We start from the raw sequence: 17314 nt of genomic DNA on the forward strand, positions 1-17314 counted from the left end.
CGCTGCCTCTGGCGGCCGCGGTTCTGCTGGCAGCGCCGGCCGACGCCAGACATCGTCACAGGCATTACCAGCCGCTGTCCCCTCGGATGGATCAATCGTTGACGCAGCGTCTGGACCAGCCATTGAGGCCGAAAAGCAAGCACCGCGGCAGATCACGCGGCAAGCAGCAGATCGCGCCAAAGCAGACGCCGCAGGAAACGCAGGAGCAGCAGGCCTCGCCCACCCAGGTGCCAGTGCCCGAGCCGCGTCCCACGGACGCGCCAAAGGCCGACGCCGCACCGGCGCAAGGGCAAAAGACGGAAGGTCCAAAGGCCCCGGACGCCTCCAACCAGCTCAATGAGGAAAAGTCTCGTCAGGCAAAGCAGGCACATACCGAGCCGTCAGCCCCCGAACCTTCGTCCCGAGAGCCGTCAACCGAAACGGAAAGCGAGCCGGAGCCGCCAGCCGAGGTGCCGATCCCGACACAAAGGCCCGAAACTACGGAACCAGAGGTTGGGCCTCCTGCCGTAGCCCCGCAGCCGCCGCCAAAACCGGCGGATGCCGGCGATGAGAAAATGCTTCCCGATCCGCGCTCGGCCGACCGGCCCGGAGAAAAGATGCCCGCCGAGGAAGTCGCCTGCCGCGATCGGCTGAAGGCGCTCGGCGTCGAATTCGAGGAGCATAGTGCGGAAAGCAATCCCGAAATCGGCTGCTCCATCCCCTACCCCCTGGTGCTGAAGAGCCTTGGCAAGTCGATCGCCATCGCCCCCGGCACCGAGCTCAACTGCCCGATGGCCGAAGCGGCGGCGCGATTTGCCGCCGACGTCATCCAACCGGCGGCGAAAGCCGAATTCGGCGCCGACCTCAGGTCGATCAGCCAGGCATCGGCCTTCGTCTGCCGTCCGCGCCATGGCACCAGGAAACTGTCCGAGCACGCCTTCGGCAACGCGCTCGACATCGCCAGCTTCACCTTGTCCGACGGCAGGAAGGTCGAGGTCGGTCCAGCGCCGCCTGAAAAGGAGGCCAAATTCCTCAACGTGGTGCGCAAGGCCGCCTGCGGTCCGTTCAAGACCGTGCTCGGACCGGGCGCCGACGCCGACCACGCCTTGCACTTCCACCTCGATCTCGAACCGCGCAGGAATGGCGGCACGTTCTGCCAGTAGGTCCTCAAGGATCGCCGCCGCATTTCCGCCGCAGACGTGAACGCGCTCGCTGAGTTTTCCTTTACCCTTGATCGTTAAAATGCCGGATATCCGACCATGATCCTGAAAAGTGGAAACCGGTTTTCGGAAAAGATCATGGTCAGGCAAAAGGTAGAACCTGATCGGGATCAGGTTCGGGGACAGGATTCCGCCAATGGCCGGCAAATTTCGCGCCGTGTTTTTCGCCACCGCGCGCCGATCGAAACCCGCGACGCTGCTGGCCGCCGGCCTTACCCTCGCGGCGGTTTCGGCCTGCAACACCGGCAGCGTGCTGTCGCTGCAGCCGGCGGTCGATGTCGGCGCGCAAACCGCGGCCGTGCCGCAATATACCGGCATGCAGCGGCTTGTTCCGTCCAATCCCTACATGACGCAGGCCGCCTATCCGCGCATGGATGAGCCGATGTCGCCGGTCGAGCAGATACCGGCCAGCGAAGTCGACTGCCGCCAGCAGTTGAAGCGCCTCGATGTCGCCTATACCGACCTCGCGCCGATCCGTGAAGGCCAGTGCGGCATCGACTATCCCGTAAAAGTCACGGCCATCGGCAGTGTCGAGATGAAGCCCGCCGCGACGCTGACCTGCGACATGGCCGCCACCTTCGCCGCCTGGACTAAGAACGAACTCGTTCCTTCAGCCCGCTGGCGCTACTTCTCCGGCGTCAAGACCATCCACCAGGGCTCGAGCTATTCCTGCCGCAACATCGCCGGCGAAGGTGTTTTGTCCGAGCACGGCAAGGGCAACGCGCTCGACGTGATGAGCATCGAGCTCAACAATGGCAACGACATCGACGTGCGCAAGCCCGGCCTGTTCGCCTTCCGCACGCGCGGTTTCCTCAACAATGTGCGCGCCGACGGCTGCCAGTATTTCACCACCGTGCTCGGCCCCGGCTACAATTACGACCACCGCAACCATTTCCACTTCGACATCAAGAACCGCAGGAACGGTTACCGCGCCTGTCGCTAGCAGATGATCAGTCAGGCCCGGCGCCAGCGGTGGTAGCGATGATGTGCCGTGCCACCAGATCCTGGACGCGCCAGAGATTCCGGTCGTGGATACCGCTTTCCTCCAGCTTGGCGACGGTCCTGAACAGATATTGCGCCGACGAGCCCCAATGTCCGGCGGCCCGCGCCAGCGTATCCGCAACCTGCTCCGGCGGCAGCCGTCCCGCATAGGCTCTGCCATCTGGCGCGGCGACGAAGGCCAGGGCGCGCAGCGGACCGTCCCTCGTCCGGACCTTGATCCAGCGCGGCACGTTGGTTGGCGGGTTGGCATCGATCTCGCGGCGCATCAACTGGCCGAGTTGCCCGAAATGATCTTCCACCGGCAGCCGGTAAACAATGCCGTTGCAACTGCCACCACGGTCGAGAGCCAGCATCAAGGCAGGCAATTCGCGGGTCCCACGCCAGCGGGTCAGTTTCAGACAGAATGAGCGGTGCCACCCTGGCGCCGTGGCCGGGCGCTGCTCGACAGGAACGAATTCAGGATTCCAGATCAGCGAGCCGTAGGCAAACACCCACAGCGCTTCAGGCCGGTATTGCGACAGGAGTTGCTCGACAAGGCCGTCGAACTCCGCGTCGGTATGCTCGGCTGTTCCAGGCTCGGGGCCGGGATCCGGTTCGATGCGCTCGACCCTCGCGACAAGGTCGGCGGTCAACGCCATCGGTCCGCGGCTTGTCGGTTTCCCCTTCATTCTTGCCCCCGCGCAAAAACGATGGCTGACAATAGACCGGCTGCGCATTCCTGGCCATTGATTTCCAAGGGCTGTCAGGCAACAGATACCGTACGGATCGAGCCTTCTTCATGAGCCAACGAAGCCTTCGGCGACGCGCGACAATCTGGCTGGCGTCCTTGCTGGCCGCTTATCTGGCGCTTGCCTATGTCGCGGCGCCGGAATTCTGGACGTTCCGGGAGCGCGGCTTTCGCGACCAGCGCTTCGAAATGGTGACGCACACGCCGCAAGGCATTCCCGGCGACCCGATCAATGTCGGCCTTGTCGGCACCGAGAGGGAGGTGGTCCATGCCTTCGCCATTGCCGGTTGGGACACTGCTGACGCCGTCACCTTGAGAACGGCGATCGACATCGGCGAAAGTGTGTTGTTTTCCCGCCCCTATCCCGATGCGCCGATGAGCCGCCTGCTGTTCGAGGGACGCGCCCAGGATCTCGCTTTCGAAAAGCCGGTGGGCGACAGCGCCGACCGGCGCCATCACGTCCGTTTCTGGCAGACCGATACGGTCGGCGACGATGGCCGCCCGCTCTGGCTGGGTGCCGCCAGCTTCGATCGCGGCGTCGGCCTCAGCCACGACACTGGCGCCATCACCCATCATATCGGTCCCGATATCGACGCCGAACGCGACTTCCTGATCGGCGACCTCAAAGCTGCCGGCCAGTTGGCATCGACCAGCGACATGGCCGGGATCGGCGCCACCAGGACCGGCCGCAACGGCGGCGGCGACCCCTATTTCACCGACGGCAAGGCAATCATCGGCGTGCTGAAGCAGCCGCAGTGAAATGTACCTTAAGAGAGGGCCGTGGTCGGAAGCGGTCTAACAATGCATGGTCCGTGCGACGCCGCGTAACCGTACCGCTTCATCAGCCCGAACTGTCATTTTCTAAAAATGCTGCCGGACTATTTTCGAGCGACCCGTCGCAATGCTATTGAGCCCTCATGCTATACGTCGAAATCGCTATCGTGGTCGTCCTCATTTGTGTGAACGGCCTTCTGGCAATGTCCGAACTCGCCATCGTTTCATCGCGCCCGGCACGGCTCAAGGCGATGATCGACCGTGGTGTCAACGGCGCCGGCCGGGCGCTGGATCTTGGCTCCAATCCCGGCAAGTTCCTGTCCTCGGTGCAGATCGGCATCACGCTGGTCGGCGTGCTTTCCGGCGCCTTTTCCGGCGCCACGCTGGGCGACCGGCTGTCCGTGTTCCTGGCCACGACCGGCATGCGCGAAAGTGTCGCCGATCCGCTCGGCGTAGGCATCGTCGTTGCCATCATCACCTATTTCTCGCTGATCGTCGGCGAACTGGTGCCCAAGCAGATCGCGCTACGCGATCCCGAGCGCGTCGCCGCCCGCGCTGCCCCGGCCATGACCATCCTCGCCACCGTCTCGGCGCCCCTGGTGTTCCTGCTCGACATTTCCGGCCGCGCCATATTGTGGCTGCTCGGCCAGCGCGGCGAAAGCGAGGAGAAGGTCACCGACGAGGAGATCAAGATGCTGGTCGCCGAGGCCGAGCATCACGGCACCATCGAATCCGACGAGCGGCGCATGATCGCCGGGGTCATGCGGCTTGGCGACCGCGCCGTGCGCGCGGTGATGACGCCGCGCACCGAGGTCGACTGGATCAACCTGCAGTCCGACGACACGACGATCCGCAAGCTCCTCATGGAAACCCAGCATTCGCGCCTGCCGGCGGGTGACGGCGGCGTCGATGTGATGGTCGGCGTCGTCCAGACGCGCGACGTGCTGGCCGCGATCCTTGCCGGCCGCACGCTCGACCCGCGCAAGCATGTGCGCGCCGCGCCCATCGTCTACGACCAGGCCGACGCGCTCGACGTGCTGCACAAACTCAAGGAATCCGACGTGCCGATGGCGCTGGTGCATGACGAATACGGCCATTTCGAAGGCATCGTCACGCCGGCCGATATTCTCGAAGCCATCACCGGCGTGTTCCGCGCCGACCTCGATGCCGGTGACGAGGAAAACGCCGTCAAGCGCGAGGACGGCTCATGGCTGCTCGCCGGCTATATGCAGGCCGACGAGATGGCCGAGATACTGGGCTTCGACCTGCCCGAAAACCGCGACTACGAGACCGTTGCCGGCTATGTGCTGTCGCATATGCACCACCTGCCGGCGACAGGCGAATGCGTCGACGCGCAAGGCTGGCGCTTCGAGGTGGTCGACCTCGACGGCCGCCGCATCGACAAGCTGATCGCCACCCGCCTGCCCGGCACCCACCGCGAGGCGGTGCGGTGATTGTCTGAATGTCGGCTTTGCGTCCTGGCGGTCATTGACGGTTGGCCGGCGGATTGCGCGGCCGGCTGCAACTACCGTTCCGTGAACGCGCGAGCGAAGGAATCGAGCATCGGCCGCGCCAGATACTCGAAGAAAGTCCGGTCGCCAGTGCTGATGAACGCCTCGACCGGCGTTCCGGGATAGAGCTGCTCGGGCTTCACGCCGGGCGGCAGGTCGGCGGCAATCCTGAGTTTGACGCGGAAATAGGGCTCGTGCGTGGCCTCGTCGATGAGCCGGTCCGCGGAAATTTGTGCCACGGTGGCTGAAACCTCGGGGGTGAGCCGCATGTTCAAGGCGGACAATCGCAGTTTCGCCGGCTGGCCGACACGGACCTGATCGACGTCTTTCGGCCGCAGCCTTGCATCGACAATCAGACCCGGTGCCGTAGGCAGGATCTCCATGATCTTCTCACCGCGGGCAATCACGCTGCCCTTGGCATTGTAGGTCGAGGACACCACGATGCCCGCGGCCGGTGCCTTGATCGTCGTCCGCCGCAGCACCGCCTCGGCCGCCCTGATCTGTTCCTCGATGTCGGCCAGGTTGGAACGAACCTCGTCCAGCTTCGTCAGCGCCTCCTCCACGCGTTGCGTGGTCAGGCGCTCGATCTGCTCCTGGGCTTCGACGATCTGGGTGTTGACCGCCGCCAGATTGGCTTCCAGCGCCCCGGCCTGCCCGACGAGATCGGCCTCGCTGCGCAAAAGCTGCGAGTATTCGGTACGATTGGTGAGGCCCTTGTCCAGCAGGCTTGTCTTGATGCCGAGTTCCTTCTTAACGATTTCGGCTTGTTGCCGAACGGCCTCTTTCTGGGACTGCAATCCCACCACGGACTGCCGATGCATCGCCAGTCGTTGGGCGAGGATCGATTGTTCCGATCGGAAGCGGGCGAGTCTGGCGTCGAATTCCTTTTGCTGTTCTCGGATCAGGGCTTCGAAATCGGCCTGGAGCGATGCCGGCGCCGGTTTGGTGATCGGCGCGAGCCTGTCCAACCCGTCGCGTTCCGCCTCCAGCCGCGCCGCAGCCGCCCTGAGCGCGATCGACTGTCTCGTCAGCCGGTTGAGCTCGGCCTGCGCGGCTGTCGGATCCAGCACGATCAGATCCTGGGCCTGTTGCACGCGATCGCCGTCATGGACCAGCAACGCCTCGATGATGCCGCCGTCGGGATGCTGGATCAGTATGTTGCCGCCGGTCGCCGAGATCGTGCCTTGCGTCATCACCGCTCCGGATAAGGGTGCGCTGACGGCCCAATAGCCAAAGCAACCCACCAACAGCGCCGTTGCCGCGTATCCGGCGAATGCCACGCGTCTTATGTTGGTACGCGGGCTGCCCTCCCAGGCGAGGCTCTGCACCACCATCATCTACGACCCAAAACGGATGTTATGCGTGCGGATCGTCGTGGCGAATGACCCTGTCACCACCGTATTCGGCTGCGTGGGAAGGCCCTTGCCAACGACCGAATGCCGCAGCACCTCGCTGCTTGGGCCGAAGGCTTCGATCGTGCCGCCGCGCAGAAGCATCACGCGGTCGCAGGACGCGGCAATCGAAGGGCGATGCGTGATCACGACCATCGTGACGCCGGCCGCCTTCGCGGCGGCGAGTACCGCCTCGAGCGCCGCCTCGCCGGTGCCGTCGAGATGAGTGCTGGGCTCGTCCAGGACGAGAATTCTGGGATTGCCGTAGAAGGCGCGCGCCAGCCCGATCCTCTGGCGTTCACCGCCCGACAGCGTTCTGTCCGACGGGCCTATCAATGTCTGGTAGCCGTCCCGCTGCGCCAGGATCAGCTCATGCGCCTCAGCCCGCCCTGCTGCCTCGATGATCGCGGCGTCATCCGCATCGGGGTCGAAGCGGGCGACGTTTTGCGCGATCGATCCTGGAAAGAGCTCGACTACCTGCGCGAGGTAGCCGACATGCTTTCCGAGCTGGTTTTCGTCCCAGGTCCTGAGGTCGGCGCCGTCGATCCTGACGGCACCGCCGGTCGGCCGGGCAGCACCGACAAGCAACCGCGCCAGCGTAGATTTGCCGGCGCCGCTCGGGCCGACGATGGCCAACGCTTCGCCGGCGCCGATTTGGAAGTTCAGCCGCTTGAGGATGGGTTCGGTGCCGGGCTGCGCATTCGGCGCCATGAAGAAGACGTCCTGCACGGAAATCGCGCCTGCCGGATCGGGCAGGAGCAGTTTGCGCGCTTCAGCCGGACGCGCCGCAAACGCCGTCTCAAGCCGTTTCCACGCCCGCCGGGCGTCGGCGATCTGCCGCCAGGCGCCGATCAACTGGTCGAGCGGCTGCAGCGCGCGCGACGACACCAGCGAGGAGGCGAAGATCATGCCTGCCGTCATCTGCCCCTTGAGCACCAGCCATGCGCCGGCGCCCAGGATCGCCAGTTGCAGCATCATGCGCAGCGCCCGCGAGGCGCCGCTGAAGATCGCATTGGCACTCGAGGAACGGTCATGCAAGGTGAGCGCTGCCGCCACGTGCCGTCCCCAGACCCGCGCGGCGTTCTCCACCATGCCCATGGCGCGCAGCGTCTCCGCATTGCGGGCAAATGCCTGTTCCGCCTGGCTGGCCAAGGCCGAACGCTCCGCGGACAAGGCGTCGTTCCTGCCGATGGCAAGCTGGTTGGCCACGACCAGCAAAAGCAGAAGCGCCGCGCCGGCGACCGTCACCCAGAACAGCACCGGATGGATGAGATAGAGCAAGGCGAGGAAGACAGGGGCGAAAGGCAGGTCGAACAACACCGCCACGCCGCGCGACCTGATGAAGGCGCAGACCGAGGCGAGGTCGCGCAGCGGCGACAGGCCGCCGGCATATTTCGCGCCAAGCGAAACGGCGAATGTGCTGGCGCCCAGTTTCTGGTCGAGGGTCGCCGCAACGCGTTGCGTGTAAACGGCGCGGATCGCGTCCAGAAGCCCGAGGAAAGCGAGCGTGAGAACCGCAATGGCCGAAAGATAGACAAGCGTCTCGACGCTGGAGGACGGTAGCACGCGGTCATAGACCTGCAGCAGGTAGAGCGGAATCACCAACAGCAGGACGTTGATCAACAGCGAGAAGACGCCGACATCGGCGATGGCGCGCATGAAGACCGGACGCAGGCCAGCCGGTCCAGTCATTTCCACATTCCCCGACACTGCATGTTCCCGAGACCTTACGCGTGGCCCCCGAACTCGGAGCCGCCGTGCGCCAAGCTGTTGCTGTGCGTTGCAGTGCTGTGCTGGGCGGTGCTGGTGATGTTCAGGGCGTTTGCCGGCGCATTGTCCAGCGTATAGGCGCGGACATAGTCGATCTTCATCTCGGCCGGCGTGGCCAGATGATCCGGAGGGGTGCCGGCCAAGCCGCCGACCGCAAGATCGACCAGCATGTACATGGGCTTGTTCATGTCGGACGGCGTCGCCGTTTCCGCGACCTGCACGCCGTCATAGGTCCAGACGAGCTTGTCCGGCGTCCAGAGCAGGCCATAGGTGTGGAAGCCGTCGGGGTTCGAGACACTCACTATCGACGTGACCTTGGTGTGCGTCCCCGTTTCATTCGAGTGCGCCGTCATGATCAATGAGTTCGGGGCCTGGCCGATCGTCTCCACGACATCGAGTTCCGGCGGCCATGAACCGTCTTCCGGAAGCAGCCAGAAGGCCGGCCAGGCGCCGGCGTGCTCCGGCAGATCAGCCCGTATTTCGAAATAGCCATAGGTCTGCGAGAAGGAATCGTGGGTCGTCAGGATGCCGGAGGTGTATTCGTAATTGTTGATCAGCGGCTTGATGTCCGCCGGCGCCTGCGCCGCGGTGATGGTGAGCACGCCGTTGTTCACGCTGAACGGATGGACGGAACTCGTCGGTGCGTAGTTGGCGTCGATATACCATTGCAGCTCGTTGTTGCTGCTCAAGGTGCTGCCGTTCGGCGCTCCCCACCAGAAGTTGGAATCCCACGTGCCGCCCTGGCTATTGTGAAGGTTCAGCGTGTTGAAATCGTCGCTGAAGGAGAGCTGCATCCCGGATTTGTCGATCGGCAATTCGAACTGGCTGGGCTGCAGCTTGTCGATGGTCGTGTCCTTGAACGCGAGGATCTCGCCGGACCCGAGGTTCAACAGCACGTTCGATCCCGCCTGGATCATGCTTGAGTGGATGGCGTCGAACGACGTGAACCCATAGCCATTAAGGCGGACCGTATCGGTGGCGGCAAAATTCGCTATCAGGTCGCTTCCGTTGCCTTTCGAGACGATGAAAGTGTCGTAACCGCCGCCACTATCGATCAGCACATCGTTTCCCGCGCCGCCGTCCAGAGTCTGGTGCCCGGCCTTGGCGGTGATGATGTTGTCCAACCCATTTCCGAAAGCATAGTTGTTGGCGTTTGTGACGACGAGATTCTCGACGTTGTCGGGGAGCTTATAGCTCATCCATGTGCTGATCGTGTCGATGCCTGCCCCAGCGGCCTCGGCCACCTTGTTGCCCGCCGCATAGAGGTAATAGATGTCATCGCCTGTGCCTCCGTGCATGGTGACGTTGACACCGGATGCTCCGTAGAATGAGTCGTTTCCGGAGCTGCCATACAGGTCCGGCCCGGACCCTGCCGCAGAGTACCAATGGTTGGAAGCGCCGCTATAGGGAAGAGGAACGCCTAGGGCATTGACGAAGAAGCTCATCGGATAAATCCTCCTCGTGATGCCTGGCCTGCTCGGATCGCTCGATACGAGTTCCAGGCGACCGCATCCGGACCAAAATTGCCATGCACGATACCGTTCCAGGAACTTGCCACATAGTTCACCATGACATCGACCGTTGAGTGACGTTTTCCGGGACTGGAAGCACAACAACCCGACGAATGGTCTACAGGCCGTAATTCGACCGGCGAAATATTTAATAAAATTTTACAATAGGCGCGGATCTACTTGCAAAAGCGCTCCCTGCTTTTGACAGGGTCGTGCGATTTCCGCTTTGGCAACAATGCGACGACACGCCGGGATGGCACTTCCTCTCAAACCGCGACTTCGATCGGCTCGGCAAGTCTGGGATTGGAGCGCGCGGCGATCAGGCAGCTGGCCACGATGAGGCCGGCTCCCGCCAGCGTGGTCCAGGTCACCGCCTCGTCGAAGAAGAACCAACCGAGCGCGATCGCCCAGATGAAGGCCGAATATTCGGTCGGGATCAGATATTGCGCTTCGGCCCGCGCATAGGCCCAGCTCATCAGGAATTGGCCGGCGAGCGACAGAGCCGTCACCCCGGCAAGCGGAAGCCAAAGATTGCCGGGCAGCGCAATAGCGAGCCAGGGCGCGGCAAGACCAAGCATGACCGCGACACAAAGGTTCTGGAACAGCATGATCTCGATTGGCTTGGCCAGCATCGCCTGTCGCCGCGCGAGGATCAGATTGTAGGCATAGAACACCGTCGAGACCAGCACCGCAGCGGTGCCGAGCAGCGCATCGCCGGCATAGGTCTTCTGCCCGAACTGGCCCGCCACGATGATTGCGACGCCAGCAATGCCGGCGAGCGACGCCCAGATCGCCTTGCGCTGTATCCTTTCGCCCAGAAGCAGCGCGGCCAGCAGGAGCGCGAACAGCGGCGCCACGAAACTGAGCCCGACCGCCTCCGCCAGCGGCAGCCTTGCAAGCCCCCAGAAGAATGACAGCAGGACAATACCGACAACCACCGCGCGCAGCGCATGCAGCCTCAGCACCGAGGCGGCGGGAAGCGAGCGCGGCCCCGCCAGCCAGCCAGTGCCGGCGACCAATGTCGCCAGCATGCTGCGCCACAGCACCGTGTTGTAAACGCCGACCGCGATGACCAGCACCTTCATCGCCGCATCCATGCCGGACAGAAGGAAGATGCCGAAGGCGCAGACGAGCACCGGGATCGTGGGGGAAACGGCGCCGGCCAGGCTGGATGATTTCACGCGGGCTTTCTCGATGACGGATGCAGCTGACATATCAGGGCAAAAGGACGGGGCCAGATGGCAGCCCCGCCCATATGGCGGTCCAACCGGTCACCCAAGGCAGCCCTTTCACTTGTCCGGTCCTGCCGCCGGCTCGGACCGGTCGAGCCGCAAGTGAACATGCCGACATCCTGCTTTGTCATTGTCGTTGCAGGGCTTGACGATCACTAATAAGCGATGCTAAGTACCAGTACTCATCAACACTGAGTAGCATGAAGAGGTATTCCATGGGCAAGCAGATGACGGAGATGCTCAAGGGCACGCTGGAGGGGATCATTCTCGCGATCCTGTCCGCGCGGCGCGCCTATGGCTACGAGATCACGGCGCTGTTGCGAAATCAGGGCTTCTCGGACATCGCCGAAGGCACCGTCTACGCCCTGCTCGTCAGGATCGAGCAAAAGGGCCTCGTCGACGTGGAGAAGATCCCGTCCGAGAAGGGCCCGCCCCGCAAGGTGTACTCGATCAACGCCCGGGGACGGGACTACCTCGAAGAGTTCTGGAGGACGTGGACCTTCCTCGCGGAACGGCTCGAACAGCTCAACACGGAAAGGAAATAGACATGGTCACAGGATGGATCGAGAAGATCACAGGGTCGATCGAGCAGAAGAAGCGCTACCGGCAGTACAAGGCGCGCACGGAAAAGCTTCCGGCGAACTATCGCGCGGCGATCGAGGCGCTGGACCGGTACCTCATGTATTTCGGGGCGATCACGGACGGGGACACCATGGTGTCGATGCTGGAGGATCTCGCCGACCTCTTCGAGCAGAGCGCGGCGCACGGAACCCCGATCCGCGCGATCGTCGGCGACAACCCCGTCGAGTTTGTCGAAACGTTTCTCCAGAACTACGCGGAGGGCCAGTGGATCAACAAGGAGCGGAAACGGCTGATCGACGCCATTGACCGCATCGCCGACAATGCGCCGTGACGGACATCCGCCAACGAGAGGCCGGGGAGCCGAAGCCCCGGAGCGTCTTCGACCGACGATTAGGGATTCGAACTTTTCTTCGCACCCCTGTCGATTCCGCCGCCCTTCGTTCGTCGTATCATCGAACCAACCCAACCAAGGAGAGAGACCATGCGGTTCATGATGCTGATGATCCCCGGCGGCTACGCAGAGGCGGCGCCGGACGTCAGGCCCGACGCCAAGGGGGTGGAGGGGATGATGAAATACAATGAGGAGCTCAAGAAGGCCGGCGTGTTGCTGGCGCTCGATGGGCTGCATCCGCCGTCATCGGGCGCGCGGGTCAGCTTCAAGGGCGGCAAGCCCGTCGTCACCGACGGGCCGTTCGCTGAGGTCAAGGAAGTGCTGGGGGGCTATTGGGTCATCGACGTGCGCTCACGTGAGGAAGCCATCGAATGGGCCCGCCGCTGCCCCGCAGGGGAAAATGAGGTGATCGAGGTTCGACGCGTCTTTGAGATGAGCGATTTCCCCGAGGACGTCCAGAAGGTGGTGGAAGGCTTCAGCGAGCTGAAGGGTTGACGGCCAATAGTGCCATCGAAGCGGTTTGGCGCATCGAGCAGCCGAAGCTCACCGCCAGGCTTGCCCGCTATCTCAGGGATATCGGGCTGGCCGAGGAGGTCGCCGGCGATGCCTTCCTGCTGGCGCTGGAGCGCTGGCCCCGGGACGGCATCCCGCGCAACCCGGCGGCCTGGCTGACTGAGGTCGCCAGGAACCGGGCGCTCGACCGGCTGCGCCGCACCACCATGATCGACGGCAAGCACCGCGAACTCGCCATCGACCTCGCCGAGCTGGAGCGCGAGATGCCCGACATCGAGGCGGCGCTCGACGAGGATATCGACGATGACCTTTTGCGGCTGATCTTCACCGCTTGCCATCCCGTACTGCCGGCCGAGCAGCGCGCAGCCCTCGCCCTGCGCCTGTTGGGCGGGCTGTCGACGCTTGAGATCGCCCGCGCCTTCCTGGTGCCCGAAGCCACCGCCGCCCAGCGCATCGTGCGCGCCAAGCGGGCACTTCGCGATGCCGCCATCGCGTTCGAGACGCCGCGCGGGCAAGAGCGGCGCGAACGCCTCGCCGCGGTCCTGGAGGTGGTCTATCTCATCTTCAACGAAGGCTATGTGGCGACCGCTGGACCGGACTGGCTGCGTGCCGATCTCTGTGGCGAGGCGCTGCGCCTTGGTCGTTCCCTGGCGGCGCTGATGCCTGATGAGCCCGAGGTGCAGGGGGTGGTGTCGCTGATGGAACTCAACGCCTCGCGTTTCCCTGCCCGCACCGGCCGGGCGGGTGAGCCGATCCTGCTGCTCGACCAGGACCGCACGCGCTGGAACTGGTCGCTTATCCGGCGCGGCCTCGACGGCCTGAACCGCGCCATGACCCTGACATCGACACCAGGCCCTTATCTCTTGCAGGCGATGATCGCCGCCTGCCATGCCCGCGCCGCGACACCAGCCGACACCGACTGGATTGCAATATCAGCCTATTATCAGGCCCTTGCCTTGGCGGCCCCCTCGCCCATCGTCGAAATCAACCGGGCGGTGGCCGTTGGCATGGCGTTCGGGCCTGCGCAGGGCCTCGCCATCGTCGAGGCGCTGAAGGACGAGCCGCGCCTGAAGGACTCGCATCTTCTGCCCACGGTGCGCGGCGATCTTCTGGAGAAACTCGGACATCAGGCGGAAGCCCGTGCCGCGTTCCGCCAGGCTGCAGAATTGACCGGCAATGACAGGGAGCGCGCGCTGCTGCGCGCCCGCGCGGGCGACTAGCTCATAGGCCTGCATCCACCGCAAGCCGGTGCGGTGGTCCACCTCAATGGGCGTCCGGCGGCGGTGCCTTCGGCGTGACGTTACGCAGGAACGGCACCAGCGCGGTCGCGATGACGAAGGCGGCCATGATCACCAGGAATGCATCGGCATAGGCCATGGTCGATGCCTCGCGATAGGCGAGCGCCCACAGCTGCTTCAGCGAGGCGGTATGGCCATCGGCGACAGCGCCGGGCAGTTGGCCATAGCGCAGCGCGACGTTGTCGACGAGCCGCATTGCGGCCTCGTTCTGCGGCGTCAGATGCGAGGCGATCGTCAGGAAATGGAAGTTGGTGCGGTCGTTCAGGATCGCGCCGCAAATGGCGATGCCGACCGCGCCGCCGAGATTGCGCATCGTGTTGAACAGGCCGCTGGCGTATTTCAGCCGCTCGGGCGGCAGGCTGCCGAGGCCGAGATTGACGCTCGGCGCCACCGCGAAGACCTGCGGGAAGCCACGGAACAGCTGCGGGATCAGCAGTTCGGCCGCGCCCCACTGGCTGGTGATGGCACTGAAACTCCACATCGACGCGCCGAAGGAGGCCAGACCGAACATCATCAGCCAGCGCGTATCGAAGCGCTTGGCGAGAAAGATGTAGACGGGAACGCCGATCATCGAGGCGACGCCGGTGGAGAACACGGCGAGCCCGGTCTGCAAGGCGTCGTAGCCCCTGACATAGCCAAGGAACAGCGGTGTCAGATAGATCGTGGCGAAGATGCCGATGCCGGTGACGAAGGACAGGAAACAGCCGATGGCGAAATTGCGGTTGCCGAAGGCGCGGAAATCGACCACCGGCTGCGAATAGGTCAGGCTGCGGATGACGAACAGAACCATGGTGATGCCGGCGACGATAGCGCCATTGCGGATGGTCGCGTCGTCGAACCAGTTCCAGCGCGAGCCCTCCTCCAGGACGTATTCCGCCGTGCCCAGGCTGACCGCCATCAGCACGATGCCGATATAGTCCGCGCCCTTCAGCAGCGACGGATCGGCCTTGTCGATCTTGACCAGAGCCGCAACCAGGATGGTGATGATGGTGCCCGGAATGACGTTGACATAGAACAGCCAGTGCCAGTTGAGCGTATCGGTGATCCAGCCGCCGATGACGGGCCCGAGCGTCGGCGCGATCGAGGCGATGCTGCCGACCACCGCGGCCGCATAGACCCGCCTCGGCCCCTGGAAATAGTGAAACGACGAGGTGAACACGGTTGGGATCATCGACGCGCCGAGCAGCCCCTGCAGCGCGCGGAACACGATCATGCTTTCGATGCTCCAGGCGAAGCCGCACAGCATGCTTGCCAGCGTGAAGCCGGCCGCCGAGATGGTGAACAGCCAGCGTGTCGAGAACACCCGTGTCAACCAGCCCGACAGCGGGATGACGATGATCTCCGCCACCAGATAGGAGGTCTGCACCCAGCCGATCTGGTCCTGCGCCGCCGACAGGCCGCCGCCAATGTCCTGCAGCGACGACGCGACGATCTGGATGTCGAGCAGCGCGATGAACATCCCCACGCACATCACCATGAACGGCAGGATGCTGGCGAAGAAGGATTGCGGGCGCTCCGACATGATGCCCTCAGTGCGCGCCGGTATCGACCGTCACGACGGTGGAGAGGCCCGGCCGCAGCGCGACCTTGTGCGCCTGGTCCGGGTCGATGGTGATGCGGACGGGAACACGCTGGACGATCTTGGTGAAATTGCCGGTCGCGTTCTGCGCCGGGATCACGCTGAAGATCGCGCCCGTCGCCGGCCCCAGGCTGCTGACATGGCCCTTGAGCGGCTGGTCGGGCGCGATGTCGGTATAGACCGTCGCCGCCTGTCCATCCGCCATGCGCCGCAACTGATCTTCCTTGAAATTGGCATCGACCCACAACCCGCTCTGCGGGACGATCGTCAGCAGATAGCTGCCCGGCGAGACATAGGTGCCGACCTGCGCCAGCCTGTTACCGATGATACCGTCGATGGGAGCGCGGATCTGCGTGAAGCCGAGATCGAGTTCAGCCGTGTCGAGATCCGCCTTTGCGGCCAGAACGGCGGCGGTCGCTTCCGATATCTGCGTGTTGAGCACGTCGAGCTGTTGCCTGGCGGCGGCAAGCCCGGCACGCGAGGCGGAAACGGAAGCCTTGGCCTGACCATCGGCGGCAAGGCTTCTCTGGGCGTCCTGCTGCGAGCCGGCCCTGGTGCTGGCCAGCACCTCATAGCGCTTGGCGTCCTGTGCGGTGAACGTCGCGGCGGCACTCTTGGCTTCGAGATCGGCCTGCGCCTGCTCGATCAGCGAATTCTGCAGCGAGATCTGGGCGCGAAGATTGTCGAGCGCCGATTGCTGCTGCTGGACGGAAGCCCGCGCACGCTCCACCGCCGCCTTGAACGGCCGGTCGTCGATGCGGATGATGAGTTGGCCGGCGTCGACATGCTGGTTGTCCTCGACCAGGATCTGATCGATATGCCCGGCAACACGTGGCGCCAGCGGCGTGACATTGCCGCCCACATAGGCATCGTCGGTCGACATCAGGAACCGGCCGGCCTGCCACCACTGAAAGCCATACCAGCCGGCGACGCCGATGGCGATCGCGGCGCCCAGCATGACGAACGGCTTGCGGCGGCTTTTGGCGGGCGCGGGGATCTGGACGGCGGATGGCTGCGCCGGCTGCAGCTCGGCGGCGGAGAGAACCTTGTTCATTTGCCCCGCGCCTCTTCACGGCTTTGATCGACATTGTCGATGAGCGGCAGGCCCGAACCCTCCGTGCTGAAGCGATAGCGCTGCCGCATGCGGTCGGTGGCCCGGGGGGCTGTCGCCATGGTGAAGCCCTCGCCGTCGAGTTCTCGACCGGTCTGGCGGTCGACCAGCACGGGCTCGGCCCAGCGCCCGTCCGCCCTGTCCACCACCACAAGGCTCGGGCCTTCGGGCGCCAGATGCTTGTTGCCCCAGGCGAGCAGCGAAAGCAGCACCGGTCGGAAATCGCGCGCCTTGGCGGTTAGCACATATTCATGGCGCAGCGGCCGCTCGCAGTAGGCGCGCTTTTCGAACAGGCCGCGCTCGACCAGGCTGTTCAGCCGGCGCGTGAGAATGTTGGGCGCGATCTCCAGGCTCTTCTGAAATTGGTCGAAGCGCGTCAGCCCCTGGAACGCGTCCCTGAGCAACAGGATGCTCCACCATTCGCCCACATCGTCGAGACTACGCGCTATGGGGCACGGGCGAGTTTCGAAGCTTGTTTTTGCAACCATGGCCGGAAGTCTCTTTCAAAATGAAAGTGACACATAGCCAAGTTAGTTGCATTATGCAAGTCACTCGGGCGTGATCGGGGGAACGAGTGCAGATCGGGGAAATGAGATAGGCCCAAGGGGTAGTGGCGCCGCCGCCAAATCATGGCTGCGGCGCTGGAGAACGCAGCGCGACGTGCCGTCGGGGTGAGTTGATAAAGTCCTCTCCCGCTTGGCTGCTCGATGGCCTCTCCAGGGA

16 protein-coding genes are annotated in these 17314 nt (G+C 64.1%); 8 read left to right on the plus strand and 8 right to left on the minus strand.

The window, feature by feature from the left end; genetic code table 11:
• Positions 1-86 precede the first annotated feature (86 nt).
• Both ACLGL5_RS32760 and ACLGL5_RS32765 read left to right on the plus strand, forming a co-directional pair.
• Complete coding sequence (locus ACLGL5_RS32760; RefSeq protein ID WP_069093513.1) at positions 87-1142, plus strand: extensin-like domain-containing protein; 1056 nt, start codon at positions 87-89, stop codon at positions 1140-1142.
• 193 nt (positions 1143-1335) lie between these two features.
• On the plus strand, positions 1336-2142 hold the full coding sequence (locus ACLGL5_RS32765) for an extensin-like domain-containing protein (protein ID WP_069092957.1): 807 nt from the start codon (positions 1336-1338) through the stop codon (positions 2140-2142).
• A gap of 7 nt (positions 2143-2149) precedes the next feature.
• Here ACLGL5_RS32765 and ACLGL5_RS32770 read toward each other — a convergent pair whose 3' ends face one another.
• Entirely contained in the window at positions 2150-2869 is a 720-nt protein-coding gene (locus ACLGL5_RS32770) for a gamma-glutamylcyclotransferase (protein ID WP_020629006.1), read from the minus strand.
• 110 nt (positions 2870-2979) lie between these two features.
• Between ACLGL5_RS32770 and ACLGL5_RS32775 the strand changes: the two genes are divergently transcribed.
• Positions 2980-3687: an LssY C-terminal domain-containing protein gene (locus tag ACLGL5_RS32775; RefSeq protein WP_038648990.1), complete on the plus strand. Its 708-nt coding sequence runs from the start codon at positions 2980-2982 to the stop codon at positions 3685-3687.
• Positions 3688-3845: 158 nt separating this feature from the next.
• On the plus strand, positions 3846-5156 hold the full coding sequence (locus tag ACLGL5_RS32780; RefSeq protein WP_019860558.1) for a hemolysin family protein: 1311 nt from the start codon (positions 3846-3848) through the stop codon (positions 5154-5156).
• Positions 5157-5227: 71 nt separating this feature from the next.
• On the opposite strand, the gene ACLGL5_RS32785 is transcribed toward ACLGL5_RS32780, so the two are convergent.
• The 4 genes from ACLGL5_RS32785 to ACLGL5_RS32800 all read right to left on the minus strand — a co-directional run bounded on the left by ACLGL5_RS32785 (position 5228) and on the right by ACLGL5_RS32800 (position 11099).
• Positions 5228-6547, minus strand: coding sequence for an HlyD family type I secretion periplasmic adaptor subunit (locus ACLGL5_RS32785; protein ID WP_069093514.1), 1320 nt, complete (start codon positions 6545-6547; stop codon positions 5228-5230).
• A 3-nt stretch (positions 6548-6550) separates the two neighbouring features.
• Positions 6551-8296, minus strand: a complete 1746-nt coding sequence (locus ACLGL5_RS32790) for a type I secretion system permease/ATPase (RefSeq protein ID WP_019860561.1) — start codon at positions 8294-8296, stop codon at positions 6551-6553.
• Between the two features lie 35 nt (positions 8297-8331).
• The gene (gene eglC, locus ACLGL5_RS32795) at positions 8332-9819 is read right to left on the minus strand and encodes an endo-1,3-1,4-beta-glycanase EglC (RefSeq protein ID WP_038648997.1); all 1488 of its coding nucleotides are present in this window, start codon (positions 9817-9819) and stop codon (positions 8332-8334) included.
• Between the two features lie 332 nt (positions 9820-10151).
• Positions 10152-11099, minus strand: a complete 948-nt coding sequence (locus ACLGL5_RS32800) for a DMT family transporter (RefSeq protein WP_019860563.1) — start codon at positions 11097-11099, stop codon at positions 10152-10154.
• A gap of 233 nt (positions 11100-11332) precedes the next feature.
• On the opposite strand from ACLGL5_RS32800, the gene ACLGL5_RS32805 reads away from it, so the two are divergent.
• From ACLGL5_RS32805 to ACLGL5_RS32820, 4 genes are all read left to right on the plus strand, one after another.
• Positions 11333-11662, plus strand: a complete 330-nt coding sequence (locus ACLGL5_RS32805; RefSeq protein WP_019860564.1) for a PadR family transcriptional regulator — start codon at positions 11333-11335, stop codon at positions 11660-11662.
• 2 nt (positions 11663-11664) lie between these two features.
• A complete protein-coding gene (locus ACLGL5_RS32810) occupies positions 11665-12030 on the plus strand; it encodes a DUF1048 domain-containing protein (protein WP_019860565.1) in 366 nt (121 codons plus the stop codon).
• 150 nt (positions 12031-12180) lie between these two features.
• Positions 12181-12585 carry a YciI family protein gene (locus ACLGL5_RS32815; RefSeq protein WP_038649000.1) on the plus strand — a complete coding sequence of 135 codons (405 nt, stop codon included), beginning with the start codon at positions 12181-12183 and terminating at the stop codon, positions 12583-12585.
• Complete coding sequence (locus tag ACLGL5_RS32820) at positions 12582-13823, plus strand: RNA polymerase sigma factor (protein ID WP_038649002.1); 1242 nt, start codon at positions 12582-12584, stop codon at positions 13821-13823. Before ACLGL5_RS32815 ends, ACLGL5_RS32820 begins: the two co-directional genes overlap by 4 nt.
• Before the next feature lie 43 nt (positions 13824-13866).
• On the opposite strand, the gene ACLGL5_RS32825 is transcribed toward ACLGL5_RS32820, so the two are convergent.
• Genes ACLGL5_RS32825 through ACLGL5_RS32835 form a run of 3 tightly spaced genes read right to left on the minus strand, consistent with a single transcriptional unit; the run spans position 13867 to position 17079 of the window.
• Positions 13867-15423 carry a DHA2 family efflux MFS transporter permease subunit gene (locus tag ACLGL5_RS32825; protein WP_019860569.1) on the minus strand — a complete coding sequence of 519 codons (1557 nt, stop codon included), beginning with the start codon at positions 15421-15423 and terminating at the stop codon, positions 13867-13869.
• Between the two features lie 7 nt (positions 15424-15430).
• Positions 15431-16534 carry an HlyD family secretion protein gene (locus tag ACLGL5_RS32830; RefSeq protein ID WP_019860571.1) on the minus strand — a complete coding sequence of 368 codons (1104 nt, stop codon included), beginning with the start codon at positions 16532-16534 and terminating at the stop codon, positions 15431-15433.
• Positions 16531-17079: a winged helix-turn-helix transcriptional regulator gene (locus tag ACLGL5_RS32835; protein WP_027047284.1), complete on the minus strand. Its 549-nt coding sequence runs from the start codon at positions 17077-17079 to the stop codon at positions 16531-16533. Before ACLGL5_RS32835 ends, ACLGL5_RS32830 begins: the two co-directional genes overlap by 4 nt.
• Positions 17080-17314: the final 235 nt, after the last annotated feature.

This window comes from Mesorhizobium sp. U510, assembly GCF_059180695.1.